At 65.4% G+C, this 16,476-nt stretch carries 17 protein-coding genes; 4 read left to right on the top strand and 13 right to left on the bottom strand.

All coding sequences use genetic code 11. From position 1 onward, the window contains the following. Nucleotides 1–7: 7 nt before the first annotated feature. The 3 genes from QP803_RS10095 to QP803_RS10085 form a co-directional block, all read right to left on the bottom strand. A complete protein-coding gene (locus tag QP803_RS10095) occupies nt 8–298 on the bottom strand; it encodes a putative quinol monooxygenase (RefSeq protein WP_284947630.1) in 291 nt (96 codons plus the stop codon). After that, nucleotides 295–492: a YqaE/Pmp3 family membrane protein gene (locus tag QP803_RS10090; RefSeq protein WP_284947629.1), complete on the bottom strand. Its 198-nt coding sequence runs from the start codon at nt 490–492 to the stop codon at nt 295–297. The genes QP803_RS10095 and QP803_RS10090 overlap by 4 nt, the downstream gene beginning before the upstream one ends. Before the next feature lie 160 nt (nt 493–652). Further along, nucleotides 653–2,470, bottom strand: a complete 1,818-nt coding sequence (locus QP803_RS10085) for an ABC transporter ATP-binding protein (RefSeq protein WP_284947628.1) — start codon at nt 2,468–2,470, stop codon at nt 653–655. 255 nt (nt 2,471–2,725) lie between these two features. On the opposite strand from QP803_RS10085, the gene QP803_RS10080 reads away from it, so the two are divergent. The 3 genes from QP803_RS10080 to msrA all read left to right on the top strand — a co-directional run bounded on the left by QP803_RS10080 (nt 2,726) and on the right by msrA (nt 4,433). After that, entirely contained in the window at nt 2,726–3,106 is a 381-nt protein-coding gene (locus tag QP803_RS10080) for a VOC family protein (RefSeq protein WP_284947627.1), read from the top strand. A 96-nt stretch (nt 3,107–3,202) separates the two neighbouring features. Then, nucleotides 3,203–3,688: a peptide-methionine (R)-S-oxide reductase MsrB gene (msrB, locus tag QP803_RS10075; RefSeq protein ID WP_350356080.1), complete on the top strand. Its 486-nt coding sequence runs from the start codon at nt 3,203–3,205 to the stop codon at nt 3,686–3,688. A 10-nt stretch (nt 3,689–3,698) separates the two neighbouring features. Beyond that, nucleotides 3,699–4,433, top strand: a complete 735-nt coding sequence (gene msrA / locus QP803_RS10070; protein ID WP_284947626.1) for a peptide-methionine (S)-S-oxide reductase MsrA — start codon at nt 3,699–3,701, stop codon at nt 4,431–4,433. A 21-nt stretch (nt 4,434–4,454) separates the two neighbouring features. Here the strand turns inward: msrA and QP803_RS10065 are convergent, their stop codons facing one another. The 9 genes from QP803_RS10065 to aroB form a co-directional block, all read right to left on the bottom strand. Beyond that, nucleotides 4,455–5,093 (bottom strand): hypothetical protein, encoded by a 639-nt coding sequence (locus tag QP803_RS10065; RefSeq protein WP_284947625.1) that lies wholly within the window; start codon nt 5,091–5,093, stop codon nt 4,455–4,457. Continuing rightward, entirely contained in the window at nt 5,093–5,512 is a 420-nt protein-coding gene (locus QP803_RS10060; RefSeq protein ID WP_284947624.1) for a RusA family crossover junction endodeoxyribonuclease, read from the bottom strand. Before QP803_RS10060 ends, QP803_RS10065 begins: the two co-directional genes overlap by 1 nt. A 76-nt stretch (nt 5,513–5,588) precedes the next feature. Then, nucleotides 5,589–6,944 (bottom strand): L-serine ammonia-lyase, encoded by a 1,356-nt coding sequence (locus tag QP803_RS10055; protein ID WP_284947623.1) that lies wholly within the window; start codon nt 6,942–6,944, stop codon nt 5,589–5,591. Between the two features lie 25 nt (nt 6,945–6,969). After that, nucleotides 6,970–7,497 (bottom strand): sarcosine oxidase subunit gamma, encoded by a 528-nt coding sequence (locus QP803_RS10050; RefSeq protein ID WP_284947622.1) that lies wholly within the window; start codon nt 7,495–7,497, stop codon nt 6,970–6,972. After that, a complete protein-coding gene (locus QP803_RS10045) occupies nt 7,490–10,489 on the bottom strand; it encodes a sarcosine oxidase subunit alpha family protein (RefSeq protein WP_284947621.1) in 3,000 nt (999 codons plus the stop codon). Before QP803_RS10045 ends, QP803_RS10050 begins: the two co-directional genes overlap by 8 nt. Continuing rightward, a complete protein-coding gene (locus tag QP803_RS10040; protein ID WP_284947620.1) occupies nt 10,486–10,767 on the bottom strand; it encodes a sarcosine oxidase subunit delta in 282 nt (93 codons plus the stop codon). The genes QP803_RS10045 and QP803_RS10040 overlap by 4 nt, the downstream gene beginning before the upstream one ends. Before the next feature lie 10 nt (nt 10,768–10,777). Continuing rightward, nucleotides 10,778–12,031 (bottom strand): sarcosine oxidase subunit beta family protein, encoded by a 1,254-nt coding sequence (locus QP803_RS10035; protein WP_284947619.1) that lies wholly within the window; start codon nt 12,029–12,031, stop codon nt 10,778–10,780. Nucleotides 12,032–12,142: 111 nt separating this feature from the next. Further along, a complete protein-coding gene (locus QP803_RS10030; protein ID WP_284947618.1) occupies nt 12,143–12,817 on the bottom strand; it encodes a trypsin-like serine peptidase in 675 nt (224 codons plus the stop codon). Nucleotides 12,818–12,846: 29 nt separating this feature from the next. Continuing rightward, nucleotides 12,847–14,685: a 3-dehydroquinate synthase gene (gene aroB, locus QP803_RS10025; protein ID WP_284947617.1), complete on the bottom strand. Its 1,839-nt coding sequence runs from the start codon at nt 14,683–14,685 to the stop codon at nt 12,847–12,849. 43 nt (nt 14,686–14,728) lie between these two features. On the opposite strand from aroB, the gene bla reads away from it, so the two are divergent. After that, nucleotides 14,729–15,580: a class A beta-lactamase gene (bla, locus tag QP803_RS10020; RefSeq protein WP_284947616.1), complete on the top strand. Its 852-nt coding sequence runs from the start codon at nt 14,729–14,731 to the stop codon at nt 15,578–15,580. On the opposite strand, the gene QP803_RS10015 is transcribed toward bla, so the two are convergent. Continuing rightward, nucleotides 15,502–16,428, bottom strand: a complete 927-nt coding sequence (locus QP803_RS10015) for a DMT family transporter (protein ID WP_284947615.1) — start codon at nt 16,426–16,428, stop codon at nt 15,502–15,504. The two genes, bla and QP803_RS10015, sit on opposite strands and share 79 nt — an antisense overlap. Nucleotides 16,429–16,476: the final 48 nt, after the last annotated feature.

Genomic DNA, 16,476 nt, shown 5'->3' with positions numbered 1-16,476 from the left:
TTCCGCCCTACGACGCGTCTAAAAACACGACTTTCGATCCACCGCCGACGACCATGTCGCGGATGGTGGTGTTGAAGATGCGCCCATGCTCGCTGGCAATATGCGCCTGGAACGCGGCGTCATCCGCATAGATCTCGTCGACATGATAGGCGCGGGGATTGTCCGCGCGCGTATAGGCGACAAAACGCAGGTTGCCGGCTTCGGCGCGCACATCGCGCGTCAATTGCGCCATGAGGTCACGCATCCGCGCCTCATGGCCGGGCAAAACCTCGAAGGTGGCGTAAAGGACTTTGGTCAATAGGGCGGGTGCCAGCCGGCCAGGCGCATCTTGCGGTCGGTGTTGTATTCGCTGAGGGCATAGACCGCCCAGATCGCCGCCGGAATCCAGCCGATGATAGTGGCGTGCAGGATCAGGCAGATGATCCCCGCCCAAGGGCGGCCGATGAAGAAGAAAGAAATGCCTGGCAGCAGCAGGGCCAAGAGCAGGCGCATGGTAGGGTCCTCGTCAGCTCATTCCAGAAAAACTCGTCACCCCCGGACTTGATCCGGGGGCCTACCCGATGCGGCGCCAAGGCGACCTATGGGCGCCGCGATGGGTAGGTCCACGGGTCAAGCCCGTGGATGACGATAGTCTATGGACGCCACTCGCCCATCACACAGACATAGGCGCAATCTTGCGGCTGTCATCCCGCACCTCGCCCGCGCCCGATTGCCGCTTCCATAGGCTCGCATAAATGCCGCCGCGCGCCAGCAAGGCCTGATGCGTGCCCTGCTCGGCGATCTTGCCCTCGTCCAGCACCACCAGCCGGTCCATCTGCGCGATGGTGGACAGCCGATGGGCGATGGCAATCACCGTGCGGCCTTCCATCAGCCCCGTCAGTTGCTCTTGAATCGCGGCTTCCACCTCTGAATCCAGGGCTGAAGTCGCTTCGTCGAGCACCAGAATCGGCGCATCCTTGAGGATGACGCGCGCGATGGCGATGCGCTGGCGCTGGCCACCGGACAGCTTCACGCCGCGCTCCCCGACGTGGCTCTCAAAGCCACGCCGCCCTTCGGAATCCTCCAGATGCTCGATGAAGGCCAGCGCATGCGCGCGCTCGGCGGCGGAGCGGATATCGGCTTCCGTCGCATCCGGTCGGCCGAAGCGGATGTTGTCGCGGATCGACCGGTGCAGCAGGGACGTGTCCTGCGTCACCATGCCGATCGCCGTGCGCAGGCTTTCCTGCGTCACGCCCGCGATATCCTGGCCATCGACAAGGATGCGGCCGGAGGCCGGATCGAAGAAGTGCAGTAGCAGGTTCACCAGCGTGGACTTGCCGGTGCCGGAGCGTCCGATGAGGCCGATGCGCTCGCCGGGCCGGATGTCGAGGTCGATGCCCCGCAGCACGCCGCCGACCCGGCCCTGGAAATTGATCGCGCTCGTGCGGCCATAATCGAAGACGAGCTTCTCGAAGCGAATGGCGCCTTGCTCCAGCACCAGGGGCACGGCATCCGCGCGGTCTGGCATCTGCAAGGGGCGCGCGATGGAGCGCATGCCATCCTGCACGGTGCCGACATTCTCGAAGATGGAGGTCACGTTCTGGGCGACCCAACCGGCCATATTGGCGATCTGCCAGGCCATCGGAATGGCCATCGCCACAGTACCGACGGGGATGCGGCCGTCCATCCATAGCCACACCGCGAGCGCCCCGGTGCCGGAGACCATGGCGGCATTCGTCACCGCGAGCGTCATGGTCCAGATGGTGATGAGGCGCAGCTGACGGCGATACGCGTTGGTATGCTCGTCGATGCCATCACGGATGAAGGCATCTTCGTTCCGGGCGCGGGCGAACAGCTTCACCGTCAGGATATTGGTATAGCTATCGACGATGCGGCCAGTGAGGCCGGAGCGCACTTCCGACATCCGGCGCGAGCGTTCGCGCATGCGCGGCACGAAGATACGGATCAAACTCGCGTAGCAGACGAACCACAGCATGATGGGGATGCCCAGCCGATCATCCGCCTGGCTAAGCAGCAGGATGGCGCTGCCGCCATAGACCAGGATGTACCAGACCGCATTGGTGCCGGAGACGACGCTTTCCCGCAGCGACGGTCCCGTCTGCATGACGCGGGTCGCAATGCGGCCGGCGAAGTCGTTCTGGAAGAATCCCCAGCTTTGCCGCGCGACATGCCAGTGGTTCTGCCAGCGCACGAGATTTGTCAGTCCCGGCGCAATGGCCTGGTTGGTGATCAGGTTCTGCACGAACAGGGCCGCTGGGCGGATCACCAGCAGCACCACGATCATCAACAGCAACTGGCCACCGGCCACCGGGATCAGGGTTTTCGGCGTATGGGTCGACACGAGTGAGACGATGCGCCCGATGAAGACCGGGATGGTAATGTCGAGCACCGCCACCGTCAGGCCGGCCGCGAACAGCGCCGCGATCAGGCCCGGCGCCTGCCGCACGAAATGCCAATAGAACCGGGCCATGGCATGGGGTTCATCGACGGTGGGCGGGGGCCTGTCCGGGTCGATGGCGGTGGGTTGAAGACGGGTCTCAAAAAAACGGAACATGCCAACCTTGAGAATCAAATAATCGCGGAGAGGCCTGGATGGCGGAAGACGCTGCGCTTTTCCGCCCTACAATCCGCAACGTCGTAGGGCGGAAAAGCGCAGCGCTATCCGCCAAACCACGAAACGTCCCACTAGACTGCCCTGAGATCAACCCACGGGAGAGCCACCCTCATGTTCGATCACGTCACCATCGGCGTCTCCGATATCGCGCTGTCACGGGCGTTTTACGATGCCGCCCTTGCGCCGCTCGGCCTCACGCGCCTCTATGACGATGGTGAGGCGTTTTCCGGCTATGGGCGGGACGACACGCCCTTCTTCTGGATCGCCCAGCGCGCCGAGGTGCTGACCGGCGTGCATCTCGCCTTCATCGCAGCCGACCATCCCAGTGTGGACGCCTTCCACGCGGCGGCGCTGACGGCGGGCGGCGAAGATCATGGTGCGCCGGGGCTTCGGCCCCAGTATGATACCCACTATTATGCGGCTTTCGTGCTTGACCCTGATGAGCACAATATCGAGGCCTTGTGTCGCCGGCCGGCACGTTGGCCCGCCTGAACCAAACCGCCTGAAACCAAAATTGCGGCCGGCGCGTAACTCTGACGTGCCTCACAGCGTAGCACTCTGTGAACCCTCTGGAGAGGAGACGTCTTCGTGGTCACCAAACGAACCATACTGGGCGCAACCGCCCTGGCCGGCCTTGCCGCCTTTATTGGATTGCCCCGGCGGCATGCCGCTCATGCCGCCGAAACCTTCGCTGTCACCCATACCGACGCCGAGTGGAAGGCGCTGTTGAGCCCGGCCGCTTACGTCGTGATGCGGCAGGCGGGCACGGAATACCCGTTCTCCAGCCCGCTTGATCTTGAGACGCATGCGGGCATGTATAACTGCGCGGGCTGCGCCCTGCCGGTCTATACCTCGGCCACGAAATACGACAGCCACACGGGCTGGCCGAGCTTCTGGAAGCCCCTCGACCACGCGATTTCGACGGCGAGCGACGACACTTTGGGCATGGACCGGACCGAGGTGCATTGCATGCGCTGCGGCAGCCATCTCGGGCATGTCTTTCCGGACGGGCCGCAGCCCACGGGCCTCCGTTACTGCATGAACGGCGTCGCTCTCGCCTTCCACCCCACCTAAGGACCGTACGATGTCCATTCTCTCGACGATGAAAGCGACACCCGCCCGCGCCACGGCCATCGGCTTCGGCGCCCTTCTAGTGGCGACCCTGGCCGCCGGCCATTGGCCGGGCGCGCATGCCGCGGATCTCGATCATCCGCTGCCGCCGCCGGCCATGACCGCGCCTGCGCCTGCGGGTTCGACCGAAACGGTGGTCTTCGCGGGCGGCTGCTTCTGGGGCGTGCAGGGCACCTTCCAGCACGTGAAGGGCGTGACGGAGGCGATGGCCGGCTACGATGGTGGTCAAGCCTCGACGGCGCAGTATGAGACGGTGAGCACCGGCACCACGGGCCATGCGGAATCCGTGCGCGTGACCTTCGATCCGCATGTCGTGTCCTTCGGGCAGCTCATGCAGATCTTCTTCTCGGTCGTCACCGACCCGACGCAGGTGAACGAGCAGTATCCGGATTCTGGCACGCAATACCGTTCCGAGATCTTCACGACGTCCCCTGCGCAGGTGGTGGCGGCCAAGGCCTATATCGCGCAGTTGGATCAGGCGAAGGTGTTCCCGGCGCCGATCGCGACCATCGTCGGCAAGGACACGGGCTTCTACCAGGCCGAGGGCTACCATCAGAACTATCTGACGCTGCATCCCGACAGCGGCTATATCAGCACCTTCGACCTGCCGAAGGTGGATGCGCTGAGCAAGGTCTACCCGGCGGAGTTTTCATCCAAGCCGGTTTTGGTGAACGTCGGCAATTCTTGAGCTCGGCGATTTAGCCTGATCTCAGTCGAGACGGAGGAGGGTGCGCGTCACGTCGATAAGCCCCTCCACCTGCTCCCGAGTAGGCATGATATCTAAGCGTCCATGAGCGATGCCGTTCCTGATCTGGCCTAGCAGACGCAGCATCACAGCCTCATCGGGCGTGACATAACCATTTGAGGCAAGCGTTTCTAGAAGCCTCGCTGGCGTCTGTGGCCGCTCGAGGTCTATCGGGATAAGTGATCGAGCTGCAGCCTCGAAGACCGCCCAGGCAGTGAGCACGGCTGATGCCGGACCCATGACTTCGAAGGCATGCTCGATGCGAGCGAGATGTTCTTCAATGACTTCCGCAGACGCGACCGGGATGATCTCGTCGCTGGTCCGCGGGGGCGCGTAGACGATACGAAGTTCCCAGTCGGCATGCTCGGAGAATAGCTTGCTGAGGTATTCGACTTTCTTCCGGCTGGCTGTGGTTGGCGACGTGACTTCTATCGCGACTTTGCGATCGCGCTTCAGGGCGATAGCATCGGGCCGATAGGTGTCCAGGAAGATGGGCAACATAGCCCCTGATGGATGGACAAAGACCTCAAACCCTTCGGCCTCAAGTTGCGGCAAAAGGGTTTCGAGCACGGCTTCCTCACGGGACGACGAAGAAGAAGACATCAGGTAAGCCCTTCGCTGGGATCATCCCCAAGACGCACGAACAGAAGTGGCTTTTCGCCGGCCAAGGCCTCTGACAGAGTTTCAGACGGCCCGTCAAACTCGAAAACCTTGCCAGGTTCAAATTTCTGAACCCATACGCGCTCGACCTGCCGGTCATCATTATAGACGTGCTTGGAGAGAGCATCCAGGACTGGCTTCACAATGTTATCCACGTCGCCTGGCATTTCAGCGACGGGAAAATAAAACAGCGTCACTGAGATGGAACGCTCAGATGAAAAATGACCCTCAGGCAAAACCAGGGCGCTCGCTTGCCTCACCCGTGCTTTCCAAGCCGCCCTGGATTCCGGGCGCTTGACCTGTAGCGAAACAGGCGTTCCCTGAACGATAAACTCAATTGGAAACGTGATCTCAACTGACATTTCGTCGCCATATGTCTCACAGCGACCATCCTATGGCACGACGAGGCTGGATGCGACCAGAATGCGGCGCTCGGCGTCAGCACTCGGTAAAATTCACCGCCAATCCACCCAACGACGTCTCCTTGTATTTCGACTGCATGTCGTGGCCAGTCTGGCGCATCGTGGCGATGACCTGATCGAGTGACACCCGATGCGTGCCGTCCCCATGCAAAGACAATGACGCCGCGTTGATCGCCTTGATGGCGCCAAAGGCGTTGCGCTCGATACAGGGGATTTGCACCAGGCCGCCGACCGGATCGCAGGTCATGCCAAGGTGATGCTCCATCCCGATCTCGGCGGCGTTCTCGATCTGCCCGTTGGTGCCGCCCAAAGCCGCCGTCAGCCCGGCGGCGGCCATGGAACACGCGACACCGACCTCGCCCTGGCAGCCCATCTCGGCGCCGGAGATGGAGGCGTTGATCTTGAACAACGCGCCGATCGCCGAGGCCGTCAGCATGAAGTCCCGCATCCCCTCCACGCTCGGGTTGGGGCAATGGTCGCGGTAATGGCGCAGCACCGCCGGCACCACGCCGGCCGCGCCATTGGTCGGCGCCGTCACGACCCTGCCGCCGGCCGCATTCTCCTCATTCACGGCAATGGCGAACAGGCTGACGCGGTCGAGCAGCGTGTGTGGCAGCGGATCGTTGCGCAGGCTCGCGGCCTCCATGCGGGCAAGCAACGCGCGGGCGCGGCGCCGCACCTTCAGGCCGCCCGGTAACTCGCCGTCGGCCGCGATGCCGCGATCGATGCAGTCCATCATGACGGCGATGATCGCATCCACCCGCCGCTCGATCTCGGCCTGGGGCCGCAGCGCGCGCTCATTCGCCCACATCATCTCCGCGACCGAAAGGCCGGACAGGGCGCCGAGGCGGAGCATCTCGTCACCGTTCTGGAAGGCATAGGGCAGCGCCGGGCCGCTGGGTGGCTGATCGACGCCGACCTCCGCCTCCCGCAGGATGAAGCCGCCGCCGACCGAGCACCAGCGGTCCGTGGCAATCACCGCGCCTGCAGCGTCCATCGCCGAAAACGCCATCGTATTGGCATGGACGGGCGTGGCGGCAGCGGTGTCGAAGATGATGTCAGTGAGCGGATCGAAGGCGATCATGCCGCGATTGACGAGAAGGCGATGCGCCCCGCGCGCATCCTCGATGATGCGGCGCGCATCCTCGGCAGTGACGGTATCGGGTCGCTCGCCCGCCAGGCCGAGCATGATGGCCGTGTCGGTCGCATGGCCCTTGCCGGTCCAGGCGAGGGAGCCCATCAGCCGGACGGTGATCCGTGTGGGTTGCGCGGGCAGCGAGACCGCAAACTCTGTCGCGGCCTTCATCGGCCCGACGGTATGGGAGGATGAGGGGCCGATCCCGATCTTGAACAGCTCGAAGACGCTGATCATGCCGGGTCGCCCCCCAAGCGATCCATCAGTTTCCGAATTCGCGCATGTGTTCGCGCAGGAAACTCCAGACATACGGCGCGAAGGATCGCCAGACTTCGATGTGAAACGCCTCCGGGGCCGTGCGCCACAGCACGATCTCGGCCTTGCCCAAAATCGTGCGCGTGCACATGCCGACCGGAAAGGCCGCGATGTCGAGGTCCAACGGATTGCCGCCCGCCAGCACGACCGTCGCGAGCGGCCCCGACAGCATCAGCGCCGTCTGGCGATGCGAGACCTCGACCAGACTATGCGGCACCGCCGAACCACGCTCTGCCACAGCGGCTGCAATGGACTCGGCCTCCTCGGCGGGCGCGAGCAGCAGCCATTCATCCGGCCCGAGCCAAAGCGCAGCGCGCTCGCCCACGACCACAGCACGGCAGGCCTCGCCGGAGGGTGACACGCCGAAAGCCTCTGACAGCGCCTGCACAGCGCCTTCCGGGCCGCGAAAGACGAAGCGAGCATGGGCGCGCAGCGTGGTGAGGCTGACGCCCGTGGCGTCGATCGTGTCAGACATTCAGCCGCGCTCCTTCTGCGTCGTAGAAGACCGGCGCCGCCACCGTTACCGCAATCGACTCCCCTCCGGGCATCGGCACATGCAGCGTCTCGCCCATCCGGCTGCGTCCGCCGGCCAGCATGGCCAGCGCGATCGGATGGCCCAGCACCGCGCTGTGATAGGCAGAGGTCACATGCCCCAGCACCGTCATCGGCACCGGCTGCTTGGGGTCGGCGACGATCTGGGCGCCTTCCTCGATCACCGTTTTGCCATCGACGCTGAGCAGCCCGACGAGCTGCTTGCGTGATGGGTCGGTCATGCCCGACCGCGTCAGGGACCGCTTGCCGACGAAATCGGGCTTGGCCTTGCCGATTGCCCAGGTGAGGCCGACGTCATCGGGCGTTGCCGTGCCGTCGGTTTCCTGGCCGATGATGATGAAGCCCTTCTCGGCGCGCAGCACATGCATCGTCTCGGTGCCGTAGGGCGTGATGCCCTGCGCCTGGCCGGCAGCGAAGACCGCTTCCCACACCTGGCGGCCATGGGCGGCGGGGACATTGATCTCGAACCCCAGCTCGCCGGTGAAGCTGACGCGGAACAGGCGTGTCTTGACGCCGCAAATCAGACCCTCGGCGAGCGCCATATGCGGCAGCGCCGCCGCCGAGAGGTCGATGCCCTCGACCAATGGTGCCAGCACCTCCCGCGCCTTTGGTCCCTGCACGGCGATGACGGCCCATTGTTCGGTGGTGGAGGTCAGCCAGACCTGCAGGTTCGCCCATTCGGTCTGGAGGTAGTCCTCCATCATGTTCAGCACGCCGGGCGCGCCGCCGGTGGTGGTGGTGACATGGAAGCGATCGGTCGCGATCCGCCCGACCACGCCGTCATCGAGCACGAACCCGTCTTCGCGCAGCATGACGCCGTAACGGCATCGGCCGACGCCCAGCTTCGTCCAAGGGTTCACGTACATGCGGTTCATGAACTCGGCGGCGTCCGGCCCCACGACTTCGATCTTGCCCAGCGTGGTCGCGTCGAAGATGCCGACGCCGGCGCGCACCGCAAGGCATTCCCGCGCCACGGCCTGGTCCATCGTCTCCCCATTGCGGGGGAAGTAGCGGGCGCGTTTCCACAGGGCGACATCCTCGAACACCGCCCCCTGCGCGGCGGCCCAGGGGTGGATCGGCGTCCGGCGCGCGGGGTCGAACATCTCACCGCGATTGGCGCCGGCAAAGATGCCGAAGGTGGTCGGCGTGAAGGGCGGCCGGAAGGTGGTGAAGCCCACCTCCGGGATCGGCTTGCCCTGGGCCTGGGCCAGGATGCCGAGCATGGGCATATTGCTGGTCTTGCCCTGGTCCGTCGCCATGCCCGTGGTGGTGTAGCGCTTCACATGCTCGACCGAGCGGAAGCCTTCACTCAGCGCGAGCTTGAGATCCTTGGCCGTGCTGTCGTTCTGGAAATCGACGAAGGCCCGCACACGAGAGGGATCGCGGCCATGGGGCAGGGCGCCGAGCATGGTGCTGGCATCGGCTTTGGCGCTTTGCGTGACGAAGACCCGCGTGGCGGCATCGGGTTGGCCGGCCGCCTCCGCGCCGGCGCGGTAGCCGCTGGCCAGAGCCTCCTCCAAGCCATAGGCGCCATTCGCGCCGCCGGCGGCGCGAATGCGCTGCGCGCACTCGCCGGGGACATAGGCCTGCAATCCCTCATCGAAACGCAGCTTGCCCAGAGCTTGTGAAAACAGATGCACCGTCGGCGTCCAGCCGCCGGCCATCAGCAGCAGGTCGCAGGCGATATCGGTGGTGCTGCCGACCGAGCCATCCACGGCTACAGAGGCGAGGGACACGCCATCGACGCGCATCTTACCTGTCGTGCCAGAGACGGTCATGCCGGTCTGGACGGCCAATCCGGCCGCGCGCGCGATGTCGAGCCAATCGCCGGAGGGTGCCGGGCGCAGGTCGGCGATGGCAGCGATCTCGACGCCCGCTTCGGCGAGGGCCATCGCGGCATGATAGCCGCTGTCATTGGCGGTCGCGATGACGGCGCGCTTGCCGGGCTTCACCCCATAGCGCGTGACATAGAGGCGCGCGGCATCGGCCATCATGATGCCGGGCCGGTCATTGTCGGGGAAGGTCAGCGGCCGTTCCAGCGCGCCGGCGGCGACCACCACCTCGGTCGCCCGCACCATCCACAGCCGCTCGCGCGGCAGCTTCGGGTCCGGCGTCGCCTCATGGTCCGTCACGCGCTCGACGAGGCCGATGTGGTTATGCGGGTAATAGCCGAAGGCCGTGGTGCGCGGCAGCAGCGTGACGCGGGGATGCGCCGAGAGTTCCGCGAGCGTCTCGGTCATCCACAGGGCCGCACGCTTGCCGGCAATGTAGGAGGTCTCGTCCGCGAGCAGGGAGCCGCCCATTTCGGACTGCTCGTCACACAGCATGACCCGCGCGCCGCATTCGGCGGCGGCGAGCGCGGCCGCAAGCCCGGCGGGGCCGGCGCCGACCACCAGCACGTCGCAATGCGCGTGGCGCTGGAGGTAGCGATCGGTATCCGGCGCTTCCGGTGAACGGCCGAGACCGGCGGCGGCGCGGATTGTGGGTTCATAGACGCGGTCCCAGAAGCTGCGGGGCCACATGAAGGTCTTGTAGTAGAAGCCGGCCGGCAGCAGCGGCGCAATGCGGTCGTTGATGCCGCCGATGTCGAAGGTGAGGGACGGAAAGCGATTCTGGCTGATCGCGTCGAGACCTTCATACAGCGCCACCTGCGTGGCGCGCAGGTTCGGCGTCGTGCGGGCCTTGTCGCGGATGACGGTCACGAGCGCGTTCGGCTCGTCCGATCCCGCCGTCATGATGCCGCGGGGGCGGTGATATTTGAACGAGCGACCAATCAGATGAACGCCATTGGCGAGCAGCGCGGAGGCGAGCGTATCTCCTGCGACACCGGTATAGGCGCGGCCGTCGAAACGGAAATTCAGTGTCCGGCTACGGTCGATGCGGCCGCCGGAATGCGCGCGAAAGGCCTCGCTCACGATGCGATCTCCGGTCGCGCTTCGCCGGTCTTGTAGGTCGTCAGAATCCGATCCGTCGTCGTGTCACGCAGCATGTTGAAGAAGCGCGCGCAGCCATGGATATGGCGCCAGCGTTCGGCATGGATGCCTTTGACATTGTCGCGCTCATACAGAAAGTCGGCCCATTGATCATCCGTCAGCGGTGCCGGATTTTCGGGACGCGCAATATGCGCCTGGCCGCCATAGCGGAATTCCAACTCGGGGCGCGGACCGCAATGCGGGCAGGGGATGAGGAGCATGACCTGCGTCCTAATGTGCGACGGCGGCGGCGGCGGCTTCATCGATGAAGCGGCCGGTGGTGAAGCGTTCCAGGCTGAAGGGCGCGTTGATCGGATGCGGCTCATCCTTCGCGATGGTATGCGCGAACAGATGTGCCGACCCTGGTGTCGCCTTGAAACCGCCGGTGCCCCACCCGCAATTGACGTAAAGGCCGGGCACCGATGTTTTGGCGATGATGGGCGAACGATCCGGCGTCGTGTCCACGATGCCGCCCCAGTTCCGCAACATGCGCAGGCGGCGATACATGGGGAACAGCTCACAGATCGCATCCAGTGTATGACTGGCGATATGCATCGCGCCGCGCTGCGTATAGCTGGTATAGGCGTCGGTGCCGGCGCCGATCACCATCTCGCCCTTGTCGGACTGGCTGATATAGGCGTGGATGGTGTTGGACATGACGACGCAAGGAAAATGCGGCTTCACGGGCTCGGACACCAGCGCTTGCAGTGGAAAGCTTTCCAGCGGCATGCGCAGGCCCGCCATGGCCATCACCACACTGGTATTGCCGGCGGCCGAGACGCCGATCTTCTTCGTGGCGATGAAGCCGCGCTCGGTCTCCACGCCCTCGACCGCGCCGGATGCATCACGCCGAATGCCGGTGACGGCACAATTCTGGATGATATCGACGCCCATGGCGTCCGCCGCCCGCGCGTAGCCCCAGACCACGGCATCATGCCGCGCCGTGCCGCCGCGCCGTTGCAGCGAACCGCCGACCACGGGGTAGCGGATATTGGCGGAAATGTTCAACGGCGGGCAGAAGGCTTTGCACTCCTCCGCCGATAGCCACTCATTATCCACGCCCGCCGCCCGATTGGCATGAACGTGGCGCTTGAAGACCTGCACGTCATGCACCGTATGCGCCAGCATCATCACGCCGCGCTGCGAGAACATGGTGTTGTAGTTCAGCGTTTCCGACAGCGTTTCCCAGAGCTTGACGGAATGATTGTAAAGCGCGGCGCTTTCCGGAAACAGGTAGTTCGAGCGGATGATGGTGGTGTTGCGCCCGGCATTGCCGCCGCCGAGCCAACCCTTGTCCAGCACGGCGATGTTGCGCAGGCCGTGGTCTTTGGCCAGGTGATAGGCGGCACCCATGCCATGGCCGCCGCCGCCGATGATGACCGCGTCATAGGCAGGTTTGGGCGCGGGCTCGCGCCAGAAGGGTTTCCACCCTTGATGGCCGCCGAAGGCGTGACGAAGCAGGGAGAGGCCGGAGAAGCGTTCCATGGACCGTTCATGCTGTGCGAGTGAACTGAAAGAAGCGCGCTGTGGCGGATTTGGGCCAGAACGCAGGGGGCGGCAGATTTGAACGGAGGCGACGGGGTCGCCAAGACGGGGTTATGGAGCGAGCGGCTCGGCGAGGCCCGTCATGCCGCCCGGCCCGGTGACCGCGACCTCGATCCCCACCGCCGCCCAACGCCCATCGGCCTCGCGCGCGAACAACGCCGCGCCGCTGCTGCCAGGCTCGCCGTAGCAGTCGTGCACGATCAGCCGATGGCCGCCGCCATCCTGGCTGACGCCGGTCAGGTGACAGGTATCGCCCATCAGGATTTCGGGGTGGTCACGGTCGTATCCGCCCAGCACCAGTGCCGTGCCGACCGTCGGCGCGGCGGCCGCGATATGGGCCGAATCCGACATCATACCGAGGGGATGATCGAGGGTGAGGAAGGCACGATCGATCCCCAGCGTCTGACCCTCGTGCATCGGATCATAGCCCGGTGAGAGCGTGAAGGCGCGGACGCGGGCATGATCGCGATAGGCGCCATCGGCATAGCCCCACAGAAAATGAACTGAACTTGGCTGCACATAGCCGAGAGTCCGGTGCTGGAACAGGCAATGCGCCGCCGTCAGCACGATGCGCGGGGCGATCAGGAAGCCGGTGCAGCGCGAACCGAGTTCTGTTTGCACCCGGCCGAGTGATCGCCACGGCGCGACCGAGACATCGACGGGCGCGCGCAGCGAACCGGCACGGGCGGGGAGGGCGAAGCAAATGGCGGATAGCGCTACGCTCATCCGCCCTAGAATCCGACTTGCCGCGTGCCTCACGGCTCGCAGCCGGCGTCGCGCAGCAGCGCCTCCACCGCATCGGGCGGCACGTCGCGCGTCGTAAAAGCCTGGCCGATGCCACGCACCAGCACGAAATGCAGTGCGCCGTCCCGCATCTTCTTGTCTTTCCGCATATGGCCGATCAGCCGCGCCGCCGAGAACCGCCGGTTGAGCATGCCGATGTCAGACGGCAACCCCACCGCCGCGATATGGCGCTTCACCCGCGCGACTTCCTCAGTCGAGCAATAGCCAAGCTGCGCCGACAGGCTGAAGGCGAGGCCGAGGCCGATCGCCACTGCCTCGCCATGCAGAAGCTCCCCGCCATAGCCGACCTCGGCCTCCAGGGCATGGCCGAAGGTATGGCCGAGATTGAGCAAGGCGCGGCCGTCATTCGGCTTTTCCTCGCGCTCGTCATCACCCACCACGCCGGCCTTGAAGGCGCAGGCGCGGCGGATGGCCTCAGCCTGGGCGTCGCGGTCATCGGTGACGACGCCGGCGCCGTGCGCCTCGCACCATTCGTAGAAGGCGGCGTCCCCGATCAGCCCGGCCTTGACGATTTCGGCATAGCCGGCCCGCAGCTCGCGCGGCGGCAGGGTCGCGAGCACATCGGTATCGGCCAGCACCATGCGCGGCTGGTGGAAAGCGCCGATCAGGTTCTTGCCGTGGCGGGTATTGATGCCGGTCTTGCCGCCGACACTGGAATCGACCTGAGCGAGCAGCGTCGTCGGCACTTGCACGAAAGGCAGCCCGCGCAGCGTCGCGGCCGCGGCGAAACCGGCGAGATCGCCGACCACGCCACCGCCGAGGGCGATGATGGCGGTGCGCCGCTCGACCGCTTGGGCGAGCATTTCATCCACCACGGCCGCCCAGCTTTCGACGGTCTTGGAGGCCTCACCGGGGGGCACTGCGATGGTGCCGACAGTGAAGCCGGCGCCCTCCAGCCCAACGCGCAAGGCATCGAGATGAAGGGCAGCGACGGTATTGTCGGTCACCACGATCGCCCGGCGCTGCGGCAGAACCTGGGCGAGCAGGCCGCCGGCGCGGGCCAGCAGGCCGGTGCCGATCACCACGTCATAGCCGCCGTCACTGAGGGAGACCGTGACGCGGGTGGGCGGCTTATGCGCGAGCACAGCGTCCGCCGTGCGGGTCGCCATGGCGTCAACAGGCTCGTCGCGGGAATCCATCGTAATATCGGCCTCGGCATAGGTGGGGTGGCGCAGGTCCATCAGGCCCTGCAAAATCGTCGCGGGTTCTCCGCTCATGAGCAGTGGGCGATGGCTGCGCCCCGCGACTCGCTTCAGCAGCAGGGGCAGCGGCGCCCTGATCCAGATCGACAGGCCCTTATCGCGAACCATCGCGCGGGTTTCGCGGTCCATGAAGGCGCCGCCGCCCGTCGCCAAGACGACGCGCGGGCCTTCCAGCAGGCGGCGGAGCACCCGCCGCTCGACATCGCGGAAGGCGGGCTCGCCGAATCGCTCAAAGATCTCACTGACGGTATAGCCTGCCGCGCTCTCGATCTCCTGGTCGGTATCGACGAACGGCAGACCGAGCCGCTGGGCCAGGCGCTTACCCACGGCAGTCTTGCCCGCACCCATCAGCCCGACCAGCACGACGCTGCGTCCGAGCAGGCGGGAAGGCGGGACCAGCGGATCGGCGTCCAGGGAGGTGTTGCGCGTGATCACACCCCAGGCTAGCACAGCCGCAGTTTCGAAGGGCAGAGTAGCCGAATGCGCCAGTTCCTCTTGATTTTCATTCTTTTCCTGCTGGTCGTGGCGGGTGGGGGCTTCCTTGCGCTTGGCATGTTTCCGCTGCCTTTGCACCAGCATCAAGTGCATGAGGTGCTGCCCACCAGCGCCGTGAACAAGAGCTAAGCGGCCGATGCTGTCGCGCCGTTTGTTGCTGACCGGGGCGCTTCTCGCGGCGTCGGACCTGCCGGCGGTGGCCGGTTCACCTGAGGACGGTCTCGCCGATCTCGAAGGGAAACACGGTGGACGACTGGGCGTCGCGATCCTGGACACCGGAACGATGAGGCGGACCGCGCATCGTGGCGATGAGCTGTTTCCACTTTGCAGCACCTATAAATGTCTCGCCGCCGCTTACGTTCTGGCGCGGGTCGATCGCGGTCAGGAAAGCCTCAGCCGGCGGATCGCCTATGCGAAGAGTGACCTGGTCGCCTATTCCCCGGTCACCGGTAAGCGTGTCGGCGGTGACGGAATGACGCTGGCGGAAATTTGCGAAGCCGCCGTGACGCTGAGCGACAATACGGCCGGGAATCTTCTGCTCGACAGTTTTGGCGGCCCGGCGGCTTTGACTGCGTATTTCCGTTCCCTGGGTGATGAGGTGACGCGCCTCGACCGACGCGAGCCGGCCCTGAACGATGTGGATCCCGGCGATCCGCGTGACAGCACGACGCCGGCTGCGATGGCCGGGCTCATGCGCGCCGTCGTGGTGGGAACCGCGCTGTCGGCCGGGTCGCGGGCGCAACTCGTCGCTTGGCTCGTCGGCAACAAGACGGGCGGCAAGCGTCTGCGGGCCGGCGTGCCGGCTGGTTGGCGCCTGGGAGACAAGACGGGCTCCGGTCCAAAGGGCATCACCAACGACGTCGCCATCCTCTGGCCGCCTGGCCGCGCACTGATCATCGTGACGGCCTTCTATGTCGGCTTGTCCGCGTCGATGCCGGATCGGGAGGCCGTGCTCGCGGATGTCGGGCGGATCGCCGCCGCGATCTGACCGACTGCCGGGCTGCGCGCGCCCATCGTATAAACCACGGCGCCCAGCACGACGGCGCCACCCACAAGCGTCAGCATCGGTGGCACTTCGCCGAAGGCGATCCACACCCAGATCGGCGCCAGCGGCACATCCAGCAGCCCGACGAGTGCCGCTTGGGTGGAGGAGACGAGGCGCATCCCGGTCGTCAGCAAGGCGAGCCCGAGGCCGAGCTGCAAAGTTCCGAACAGAATGAGGTGCAGCATCGGCAAGGCCGTGAGCGGACCGGTCTTGGCAAAGGGCCAGGCGATGGCTGCCGTCAGCAAGCAAGACAAGGCCACAGCCGGCAACATCGAGATGGTGCGGCCGCGCCGGATCAAGACGATCGTGATGCCGAAGACCATCGTCATGCCGAAAGCCAGCAGATCACCGCCCAGGCGGCCGGAGCCAATTTCCCCATGGGCCATGACCGCGACGCCGATCAGCGCCACCAGCCCGGCCACCACTTCGCGCAGCGTGCCGCGCTCCCGCAACAGCAGCCAGGCGAGGCCCGCCGTGAGGAAGGGCAGCGTCGCATAGATGACCGAGACGGCGGCCACGGTCGTGTGGCGCAGCGCGCCGAGATAGAGATACGAGGACAGCACCGTCAGCCCAGCGATGAGCAGGCCAGGCCAGCCGATGGCACGCGTTTCCCGCCAGGCCGCGCCACGATGCTGGATGATAACCAGGGCGCTGATCATCAACCCGGCAAAGAGGCCACGCCAGAACAGCAGCGTCATGACATCCAGCGGAATCAGCCGAGTGAAATAGCCCGCCAGGCTATAGGCGGCGGCCGATGCCGCGATGAGGCCTATTCCGATGAGCCGCTGCATTCGTTCGCCCCGAGTCCACGGCCTCCTGTATAGGGATGGACCGCTGAC

This window comes from Acidisoma sp. PAMC 29798 (genome assembly GCF_030252425.1).
Taxonomy (GTDB): domain Bacteria; phylum Pseudomonadota; class Alphaproteobacteria; order Acetobacterales; family Acetobacteraceae; genus Acidisoma; species Acidisoma cladoniae.
Note: the sequence above shows the minus strand (reverse complement) of the source record. Positions and strands in the feature narration are given on the sequence as shown.